Raw genomic sequence first — 9161 nt, 5'->3', positions numbered from 1 at the left:
CGTCCAAGCCGCCGCCGTCCGCCAAGAAGAAGACGGCGCGCGCCGCCTCCAGCCCGACGTCCTCGTCAACCTGCCCGAAGGCAAACAAATCGTCATCGACTCCAAAGTCTCGCTGACCGCCTACGTCCGCTATACCCAAGCCGCCGACGCCGCAACCGCCGAGCGCGAACTTGCCGCCCACGTCGCCAGCATCCGCGCCCACATCCGCAGCCTGTCGCAAAAAGACTATACCGACCTCGAAGGCGTGCGCACGCTGGACTTCGTGTTTATGTTCATCCCCGTCGAACCTGCCTACCTGCTCGCCCTGCAACACGATGCCGCCCTGTTCCAAGAATGTTTTGACAAGCGCATCATGCCGGTCGGCCCGAGTACGCTGCTCGCCACCCTGCGCACCGTCGCCCACATCTGGCGCAACGAACAGCAAAACCAAAACGCCCTCGCCATCGCGGCTGAAGGCGGCAGGCTTTACGACAAATTCACCGGCTTCGTCCAAACGCTCGAGGCCGTCGGCAAAAACATCGACCAAGCGCAAAGCCAGTTCCAACAAGCCTACAAACAGCTCTCGCAAGGACGCGGCAACCTCGTCAGCCGCGCCGAGAAACTGCGCGCGCTGGGCGTCAAAACCACCAAACGCCTGCAACGCGATTTGGCGGAAACCGCCCAAGAATCTGCTTTGCAGGATAAAGGTTTGCCGGAAGGGGAAGAAGATTGACGGTTTCTTTGTCGTCGGGTTTCAGACGACGTATCAAAGACAAAAAGGACGCATGATGCGTCCTTTTATAGTGGGTTAACTTTAAACCAGTACGGCGTTGCCTCGCCTTAGCTCAAAGAGAACGATTCTCTAAGGTGCTGAAGCACCAAGTGAATCGGTTCCGTACTATCTGTACTGTCTGCGGCTTCGTCGCCTTGTCCTGATTTAAATTTAATCCACTGTATCGTTTCAAACCTTATTCTTCAGCCATCCGCGTTTCCGTCTGTCGGAGGAAAGAACAAGTATCGCGGCGGTAAAAAGGTCGTCTGAAAACTGATTTTTGTTTTTCAGACGACCTTTTGCCTTCGGTAACCCGTTTCATCAAACCTGTTCCCACTTCATGGCAACAGCCGTTTTCAGACGACCTTTCGTGTTATCGCGCCTTTATTTCACTTTGCCTTTCAACGCGCCGTAGCCTGCCGCGTCCATTTGTTCCAGCGGGATGAATTTCAGGCTTGCGCCGTTGATGCAGTAGCGCAGGCCGCCTTTGTCTTGCGGGCCGTCGGCAAAGACGTGTCCCAAGTGCGAATCGGCGGCATGGCTGCGCACTTCGGTGCGGCGCATGTTGTAAGTGAAATCGTCGTGTTCGGTAACGGCGGCGGCGTTAATCGGGCGGGTGAAGCTCGGCCAGCCGCAGCCGGAATCGAATTTGTCGGCGGAGCTGAACAGGGGTTCTCCGCTGACGACGTCCACATAAATGCCGGGTTTGAACAAGTGGTCGTATTCGTGGCTGAAGGCGTATTCGGTCGCGCTTTTTTGGGTCACTTGGTATTGCTCTTCGGTCAGGATGCGTTTGAGTTCGGCATCACTGGGTTTTTTATACGTTGCCGCGTCGAAGCCTTTGCCTTGCGGGGCAGCTTTGGTTTTGCCCGGCAGCGGTTCGTCGGCTTTGCGGATGTCGATGTGGCAATAGCCGTTGGGGTTTTTAATCAGGTAGTCCTGATGGTATTCCTCGGCGTCGTAGAAGTTTTTCAGCGGCTCGTTTTCGACGACGAGGGGCTGTTTGTATTTTTGCTGCTCGCGTTTGAGGGCGGCGGCAATGACGGCTTTTTCGGCGGGGTCGGTGTAATACACGCCGCTGCGGTATTGCGTGCCGGTGTCGTTGCCTTGTTTGTTGAGGCTGGTCGGGTCAACGACGCGGAAATAGTATTGCAGGATGTCGTCGAGGCTGAGTTTGTCGGCATCGTAGGTCACTTTGACGGTCTCGGCATGACCCGTGTCGCGGTAGGACACGTCTTCGTAGCTCGGATTTTTTGTTTTGCCGTTGGCGTAGCCGGATACGGCGTCAACCACGCCGTCTATGCGTTGGAAATAGGCTTCCAAGCCCCAGAAGCAGCCGCCGGCGAGGTAGATGGTGCGCGTGTTCATGATTTTTGAATCCTTTTTCTGTGTGTCGGGTTTGTAGAACGCGTTTTTCAGACGACCTAAATCGGCATTCGGGTCACGGATTAACGCCAATGCCTGCGCTTCGTTGATGCTGCCTTTGACGATGCGCTGCACGTCGCCGTCTTTACCGATTAACGCCCAAGAAGGATAAACGCTGATATTCAGGCTTTGGGCGATGGTGCCGCCGTTGTCGGTCACGACGGGCAGCTTGGGATAGTTCAAACCGGCATACCATTTTTGAAAGTCGCCGTCTTTTTTCTCGTGCAAAAAGCCGGGGGAGGCGACGGTAATCAGGTTGGCGGAGCTGAACCGCTTATCCTGCGCCCATTTTTCGGTCTGCCCCAATTCGGACAGACACAAAGGACACCAGCTCGCCCAGAATTTAATCAGGGTCGGTTTGTCTTTTTTCAAATAAACGCTGGCGGGGCGGTTGTCCGCGGTTTTCAAAGTGGACAAAGTGTGCGGCACGGTCGCGGCTTCGGCATCGGCGATTTTGGGCGAACAAGCGCCCAGCGCAAACAGACAGCCGAACTTGGCGCAAAGGGAAAAGAAGGTACGGGGTTTCATCTCTATGTTTCCTGTGTGGACGGTTTGTATGATTAGACGTTGGGAATGCCCAAACCTTACAGCCTTGCACATAAAAAAGCAAAAGGTCGTCTGAAAACAAACGTCCATATTATTAAATTTGCATTCTCAAACAGCATTTTCATTGCAGCGGCGGCATAAAAGGCATACACTGACTACACGCGACTACAACAACAGGAGAACTTAAAATGAAACAATTGGCCATGTACATCAACGGACGCTTTGAAAACGATTTCAACGGCGAATGGCGCGACGTATTGAACCCGTCCACCGAAGAGGCCATCGCCCGCGAACCTAAAGGCGGCAAAGCGGACGTTGACCGCGCCGTAGCGGCGGCGCGTGCGGCGCAACCGGCATGGGAGCGGCTGCCTGCGGTCGAACGCGGCGCGTATTTGCGCAAAATCGCCCAAGGCATACGCGAACGCGCCGACGAGTTGACCGACACCATCGTTGCTGAAGGCGGCAAAACCAAAGACTTGGCGCGCGTGGAAGTCATGTTCACCGTCGACTATCTCGATTACCAAGCCGAATGGGCGCGCCGTTACGAAGGCGAAATCATCCAAAGCGACCGCCCGCGCGAAAACATTTTATTGTTCAAACGTCCGCTGGGCGTCGTGGCAGGCATCCTGCCGTGGAACTTCCCCTTCTTCCTGATTGCCCGCAAAATGGGCCCTGCTTTGGTCACGGGTAACACCATCGTCGTCAAACCCAGCAGCGTGACCCCGATCAACTGCCACATCTTCGCCGAAATCGTCGATGCGGTCGGACTGCCCGCAGGCGTGTTCAACGTGGTGAACGGCTCCGGCGCGGAAATCGGCAACGCCTTGTCCGCCCATCCGCAAGTCGATATGGTCAGCCTGACCGGCTCCGTCGAAGCAGGCCGCCAAGTGATGGAAGCCGCTTCCGCCAACATCACCAAAGTCTCGCTGGAACTCGGCGGCAAAGCGCCCGCCATCGTTTTGAAAGACGCGGATTTGGACTTGGCAGTGAAATCCATCTTGGCTTCGCGCGTCGGCAACACCGGTCAAATCTGCAACTGCGCCGAGCGCGTCTATGTCCACAGCAGCCTGAAAGACGCGTTCATTGAAAAAATGACCGCCGCCATGAAAGGCGTGCGCTACGGCAACCCTGCCGAAGCCGAAGCAGGCGCGCTGGAAATGGGGCCGCTGATTGAAGAGCGCGCCGTCAAAGCCGTTGCCGAAAAAGTAGAACGCGCCGTCAAACAAGGTGCGACGCTGGTCTGCGGCGGCAAACGCGCCGAAGGACGCGGCTACTTCTTCGAGCCGACCCTGCTGACCGACACCGACAACAACATGGACATCATGAAGGAAGAAACCTTCGGCCCCGTCCTGCCTGTTTCCACTTTCGACACGCTCGACCAAGTCATCGCCTTGGCAAACGACTGCGAATTCGGTCTGACCAGCTCCGTGTACACCACCAACCTGAACGAAGCCTTCTACGTCACCCGCCGCCTGCAATTCGGCGAAACCTACATCAACCGCGAAAACTTCGAAGCCATGCAGGGCTTCCATGCGGGCTGGAAAAAATCCGGTATCGGCGGCGCGGACGGCAAACACGGTTTGGAAGAATATCTGCAAACCCAAGTCGTTTATCTGGAAACCAATATTTGATAACGCCTTGATGTGTTGACATAAAAGGTCGTCTGAAAATTTTCAGACGACCTTTTTTAATTTGCCCAATGTGTCAACAGACAGGCGGGACACAAAACATCATTGAGATGGTTCAAACCAGACGATTTGTCCTTTATCGATATGTATCGGCACGGTATCGCCGGCGGGTAGCTGTCCGGCGGGCAGAAGGGTAGTCAGTTCGCCGTATTCGGGGTGGGCGAAGGTCAGACGCAGGCTGTCGGGCAAGGGGGTGAGGGACAGGATGCGGCAGGGTGTGCCTTGCGGGTCGGGACGGATGGCGTGTGTCGGGATATGGCGCGCATCGTTTGTATTGGGCAGTCCGAGCAGGCGGGCGGCTTGGGCGTCGGCGGGGCGGCGGAAGAGTTCGGCGGGCGTGCCGTATTGGAGGATGCGCCCTTCGTGCATGAGGGCGATATGGTCTGCCAGCGCGGCGGCTTCTTCGGGGGAATGGGTCACGAGGACGGCGGGGATGTTTTGACGACGGATGCTCTCGTCGGTCAGGCGGTAGAGGCTGTGGCGCAGGTGGGTATCGAGGCTGGAGAAGGCTTCGTCCAAGAGGAGCAGGGACGGTTTGATAATCAGGGCGCGGGCAAGGGCGAGGCGTTGCTGTTCGCCGCCGGAGAGGCTGCCGGGTTTGCGGCGGGCTTCGTTTTCCAAACCGATGTCGCGCAGCGCCTGCATGGTTTGTGCTTCGATTTCGGCTTGGGGCAGGCGGCGCATTTTAAGTCCGAAGCCGACGTTTTCTTGGGCGGTCAGGTGCGGGAACAGGGCGTAGTCTTGGAACATCAGCGAGACGTTGCGCTTTTCGGGCGGGACGGCGGTGATGTCCTGCCCATCCAGCCAAACTTCGCCGCTGTCGGGCTTGACAATGCCGGCGATGATTTTGAGCAGGGTGGATTTGCCGCAGCCGGAGCGTCCGAGGACGGCGAGGGTTTCGCCTGCAGAGACGGTCAGGCTGATGCGGTCGGCGACGGTTTTGCTGTCGAAGCGTTTGCAGATGTCGGTAAGTCGGAGCATGGGTTTCAGACGACCTTTTCGGGAATCGGGAAAGGGAAACGGCGGGGCGTTAATGGTTTTGTACTGTTTTATTTTTTGCATTCAGCGGCAAAGGCTGTCCAGCCATAGGCTTAACGGATGCTGCCTGTCGAGCGCGCCGTAGCGTTTGAGGGCTTCTAGGGTAACGAGCTGGGCATCGTGCATCATGGTTTGGGACAACATGGTTTCGATGAGTTGCGAAACGTTCATCAATTCAAACCCTGCGACTTCGCCGTCTTGATTTTCGGGGCGGACGGATTCGGGCAGGACGATGTCGAAGATGTGCAGGATTTCGTTGTGGATGCCGCGCGATACGGGGCGCAGGCTGTGGATTCGGGCGGCGGCTCGGAGGTTGTCGAGGGCGGGCGGCATCAGTCCGGCTTCTTCTTCGCTTTCGCGGCAGACGGCTTCAAACGGGGTTTCGCCGCTGGCAATGCCGCCGCCGACGAGGTTGTCGAGTTTGTCGGGATCGACGGCTTTGTGCGGGCTGCGGCGGCCTATCCAAAAATGCCAGCCGCCGTCGGTTTGCACCAGTCCGTTGAGGTGGACGGCTTGGCTCATGAGTCCGAACGGGCGGAAGGCGGCGCGTTCCAACGCAAAGAGAACCTTGCCCGCGTCGTCGCACACGTCAAACTTTTCATCGCGCCAGCCGTGCAGCAGTCCGAGGCTTTTCCATTCGTGCGCCAAGTGCTGCAAACTGTCGCCCATCGCCAGCCAGTTGTCCGTTTGCAGGCAGAGGTCGTCTGAAATTTCAGAAAGCCCTTCCTGCCAGTCTTGTTTGATCCGTTCGCGCCAAAACGGATTCAGACGACCCAAAGCCAGCCCGTTCAGATAGAGCGTGTTCCAGTCGTCCGACACACCGTAACTTGCCCGCGCCCAATCGTAGAGCGCGTCGTGGGTGCGGCGGTCGAGCGTTTCGGAAAAACAAGGGCGCGAAAACATGGCTGTTCCTCAATCCAATCAATACATAATCATAAAGCGGATTGTATCTGCTCTGCTTCAATTTGCAACCAACTCTATCCATAGCCGGACGGCACACGCTGCAAAGCCAAACCGCCCGAAAACCGCTATAATCGTCCCATTCTTTCGGAGGTCCAACACCATGAGCGAATTGAGCGAAATTCTCGCCTATAACCAAAATTTTGTCGAATCGGGCGAATACGAAAAATATTTCACTGACAAATATCCCGGCCGCGAATTGGCCATCCTGTCCTGCATGGACGCGCGCATCATCGAGCTGCTGCCCGACGCGCTCGGACTGAAAAACGGCGATGCCAAGCTCATCAAAAACGCCGGCGCGGTCGTTACCCATCCTTGGGGTTCCGTCATGCGCAGCCTTTTGGTCGCCGTGTTCGAACTCAAAGTCAAAGAAATCATGGTCATCGCCCACCACGACTGCGGCATGAAGGGGCTGAACGCCGCCGGTTTCCTTGAAAAAGTACACGAAAGCGACATCCCCGACGACCGCATCGAAACCCTGCGCAACGCCGGCATAGACCTCGACAACTGGCTGACCGGTTTCGACAACGTAGAAGACAGCGTCCGCCACACCGTCAAAGTCATCCGCAACCACCCGCTCATGCCCGCCGACATCGCCGTCCACGGACTCGTCATCCATCCGACGACCGGCAAGCTTACCCTGGTTGTCGACGGCAGTCCCGAAGCAAAAAGCCTTTCAGACGACCCCGCCAACCCATAAACCCGAAAGGTCGTCTGAAACCCAAACAGAGCGCACATCCCACACCCAAGGACACCCATGAAAAACATCGGACTTTTCGGCGGCACCTTCGACCCCATCCACAACGGCCACCTCCACATCGCCCGCGCCTTCGCCGACGAAATCGGACTCGACACCGTCGTCTTCCTGCCCGCAGGCGACCCCTACCACAAAGACCCGTCCCGCGCCCCCGCCCAAGACCGCCTCATCATGACCGAACTGGCTATCGCCGACGACCCCCGCTTCGCCGCCAGCGACTGCGACATCGTCCGCGACGGCGCAACGTACACCTTCGACACCGTCCAAATCTTCCGCCAGCAATTCCCCGCCGCCCAACTTTGGTGGCTCATGGGCAGCGACAGCCTCATGAAACTGCACACTTGGAAGAAATGGCAGACCCTCGTGCGCCAAACCCACATCGCCGTCGCCATGCGCCAAGGCGACAACCTCAACCAAACCCCGCGCGAACTCCACGCCTGGCTGGGCGAAGCCCTCCAAAACGGCAGCGTCCGCATCCTCAACGCCCCCCTGCACAACACCTCCTCCACCCAAATCCGCCAAACCCTCCAAAGCGGCAGACTTTCAGACGACCTCCCGCCCCAAGTCGCCCGCTACATCCGCGAACACAAACTGTACCAAAGCGGAAAATAGCGTAAATTCATACAGATAAGTTATAATACCGTCCAAACCCCATTTCATTCCCACCATTAGGAAAACAATGAACGAACAAGAACTGCAAGACCTGCAAAAAATGGTCGAAACCGCCGTCGAAGCCCTCGAAGACATCAAAGCCAAAGACATCTCCGTCCTCCAAACCCAAGAAAAAACCTCACTGTTCGCCCGCATGATCATCGCCAGCGGCGACAGCACCCGCCAAGTCAAAGCCCTCGCCAACAACGTCGCCGTCAGCCTCAAAGAAGCCGGCTTCGAAATCCTCAGCACCGAAGGCGACAGCGGCGAATGGACGCTCGTTGACGCAGGCGACCTCGTCGTCCACGTCATGCTGCCCGCCGTCCGCGACTTCTACGACATCGACACCCTCTGGGGCGGCGAAAAACCCAGCTTCCACGCCGGTGCGCAAAAACCCTGGCACGCCGCCGACTAAACCATCATCCCAAGCCGTCTGTGCATACAGACGGCTTTATTGCGCACGCCCTACCCCCTTTGCCCAAACCGAAGTTTTCAGACGCCCCCTTGACCGAACAACCAAAATATCGGATTCAAGAATCCCGTTTCAACATCATTCAAACCAAAAGGTCGTCTGAAACCTTTCAGACGACCCCATCCGACCAAGGAAACCCATGAACATCACCGTCCTCGCCGTCGGCACCAAAATGCCCCGCTGGGTGGACGAAGCCGTCGGCGAATACGCCAAACGCTTCGGACGCGACGTCGCCTACACCCTCAAAGAAATCAAACCCGAAAAACGCGGCGCAGGCGTCAACGCCGCACAAGGCATGGCGGCGGAAGAAAAACGCATCCTCGAAGCCATCCCGCAAGGCGCATTCCTCATCATCCTCGACGAACGCGGCAAAGCCCCGACCTCCGTCGAACTGGCGGAACACATCAAAAGCTGGCAGCAAAACGGCGAACACGTCTGCTTCGTCATCGGCGGCGCCGACGGCATGACCGACCGCCTCAAACAACAAGCCCGCATGATGATGCGCCTCTCCAGCCTCACCCTCCCGCACGGCATGGTGCGCGTCCTGCTGACCGAACAGCTCTACCGCGCCGTCTCCATCCTCCATAACCACCCCTACCACCGCGAATAATATAGTGGATTAACTTTAAACCAGGACGGCGTTACCTCGCCTTGTCGTACTATCTGTACTGTCTGCGGCTTCGTCGCCTTGTCCTGATTTAAATTTAATCCACTATAAAAGCCGTACCCGCAGGCAGGCTTCGTGCGCCCACACCGCTTGAATCGGGCGCAGGCGTATCTGTTGCGAATTCAATACATCAAGAAATAGTAAACTGGGAAATATCTAGATATTGTTTGAACGCCTGCCATAAGGACGATAAGATACCGACCTCA

At 57.0% G+C, this 9161-nt stretch carries 10 protein-coding genes; 6 read left to right on the top strand and 4 right to left on the bottom strand.

Translation table 11 applies throughout. The annotated features are described in order from the left end of the window. The coding region (locus tag HMPREF1051_RS04185) for a DNA recombination protein RmuC (protein WP_003764797.1) at window positions 1–712 on the top strand (712 nt) is incomplete at its 5' end. Between the two features lie 235 nt (window positions 713–947). Here HMPREF1051_RS04185 and HMPREF1051_RS15440 read toward each other — a convergent pair. Together HMPREF1051_RS15440 and msrAB are read right to left on the bottom strand one after the other, a co-directional pair. Further along, the gene (locus tag HMPREF1051_RS15440) at window positions 948–1073 is read right to left on the bottom strand and encodes a hypothetical protein (protein ID WP_269208435.1); all 126 of its coding nucleotides are present in this window, start codon (window positions 1071–1073) and stop codon (window positions 948–950) included. Between the two features lie 62 nt (window positions 1074–1135). Beyond that, complete coding sequence (gene msrAB / locus HMPREF1051_RS04180) at window positions 1136–2704, bottom strand: bifunctional peptide-methionine (S)-S-oxide reductase MsrA/peptide-methionine (R)-S-oxide reductase MsrB (RefSeq protein ID WP_003764802.1); 1569 nt, start codon at window positions 2702–2704, stop codon at window positions 1136–1138. 206 nt (window positions 2705–2910) lie between these two features. Between msrAB and aldA the strand changes: the two genes are divergently transcribed. After that, the gene (gene aldA, locus HMPREF1051_RS04175) at window positions 2911–4353 is read left to right on the top strand and encodes an aldehyde dehydrogenase (protein WP_036491763.1); all 1443 of its coding nucleotides are present in this window, start codon (window positions 2911–2913) and stop codon (window positions 4351–4353) included. Window positions 4354–4452: 99 nt separating this feature from the next. Here aldA and HMPREF1051_RS04170 read toward each other — a convergent pair whose 3' ends face one another. Together HMPREF1051_RS04170 and HMPREF1051_RS04165 are read right to left on the bottom strand one after the other, a co-directional pair. Further along, the gene (locus HMPREF1051_RS04170) at window positions 4453–5391 is read right to left on the bottom strand and encodes an ABC transporter ATP-binding protein (RefSeq protein WP_036491767.1); all 939 of its coding nucleotides are present in this window, start codon (window positions 5389–5391) and stop codon (window positions 4453–4455) included. 81 nt (window positions 5392–5472) lie between these two features. Then, window positions 5473–6351 carry an NUDIX hydrolase gene (locus HMPREF1051_RS04165; protein WP_003764792.1) on the bottom strand — a complete coding sequence of 293 codons (879 nt, stop codon included), beginning with the start codon at window positions 6349–6351 and terminating at the stop codon, window positions 5473–5475. Window positions 6352–6511: 160 nt separating this feature from the next. Between HMPREF1051_RS04165 and HMPREF1051_RS04160 the strand changes: the two genes are divergently transcribed. From HMPREF1051_RS04160 to rlmH, 4 genes are all read left to right on the top strand, one after another. Then, window positions 6512–7108 carry a beta-class carbonic anhydrase gene (locus HMPREF1051_RS04160; protein WP_003764800.1) on the top strand — a complete coding sequence of 199 codons (597 nt, stop codon included), beginning with the start codon at window positions 6512–6514 and terminating at the stop codon, window positions 7106–7108. Between the two features lie 57 nt (window positions 7109–7165). Beyond that, window positions 7166–7777 carry a nicotinate-nucleotide adenylyltransferase gene (nadD, locus tag HMPREF1051_RS04155; protein WP_003764780.1) on the top strand — a complete coding sequence of 204 codons (612 nt, stop codon included), beginning with the start codon at window positions 7166–7168 and terminating at the stop codon, window positions 7775–7777. 67 nt (window positions 7778–7844) lie between these two features. Further along, window positions 7845–8231 (top strand): ribosome silencing factor, encoded by a 387-nt coding sequence (gene rsfS, locus HMPREF1051_RS04150; protein ID WP_003760959.1) that lies wholly within the window; start codon window positions 7845–7847, stop codon window positions 8229–8231. Between the two features lie 196 nt (window positions 8232–8427). Next, complete coding sequence (rlmH, locus tag HMPREF1051_RS04145; RefSeq protein ID WP_003764790.1) at window positions 8428–8898, top strand: 23S rRNA (pseudouridine(1915)-N(3))-methyltransferase RlmH; 471 nt, start codon at window positions 8428–8430, stop codon at window positions 8896–8898. Window positions 8899–9161 lie beyond the last annotated feature (263 nt).

Origin of the sequence: Neisseria sicca VK64, from assembly GCF_000260655.1 — a bacterium.
Lineage (GTDB): Bacteria > Pseudomonadota > Gammaproteobacteria > Burkholderiales > Neisseriaceae > Neisseria > Neisseria sicca_B.
The sequence above is the reverse complement of the archived record's forward strand: the minus strand, read 5'-3'. Positions and strand labels throughout refer to the sequence as shown.

Coding starts and splice junctions, on each gene's coding strand:
- HMPREF1051_RS04160 (WP_003764800.1), top strand. CDS start 6,512: ATGAGCGAATTGAGCGAAATTCTCGCCTATAACCAAAATTTTGTCGAA.
- HMPREF1051_RS15440 (WP_269208435.1), bottom strand. CDS start 1,073: ATGAAACGGGTTACCGAAGGCAAAAGGTCGTCTGAAAAACAAAAATCA.
- rsfS (WP_003760959.1), top strand. CDS start 7,845: ATGAACGAACAAGAACTGCAAGACCTGCAAAAAATGGTCGAAACCGCC.
- msrAB (WP_003764802.1), bottom strand. CDS start 2,704: ATGAAACCCCGTACCTTCTTTTCCCTTTGCGCCAAGTTCGGCTGTCTG.
- HMPREF1051_RS04165 (WP_003764792.1), bottom strand. CDS start 6,351: ATGTTTTCGCGCCCTTGTTTTTCCGAAACGCTCGACCGCCGCACCCAC.
- rlmH (WP_003764790.1), top strand. CDS start 8,428: ATGAACATCACCGTCCTCGCCGTCGGCACCAAAATGCCCCGCTGGGTG.
- aldA (WP_036491763.1), top strand. CDS start 2,911: ATGAAACAATTGGCCATGTACATCAACGGACGCTTTGAAAACGATTTC.
- nadD (WP_003764780.1), top strand. CDS start 7,166: ATGAAAAACATCGGACTTTTCGGCGGCACCTTCGACCCCATCCACAAC.
- HMPREF1051_RS04170 (WP_036491767.1), bottom strand. CDS start 5,391: ATGCTCCGACTTACCGACATCTGCAAACGCTTCGACAGCAAAACCGTC.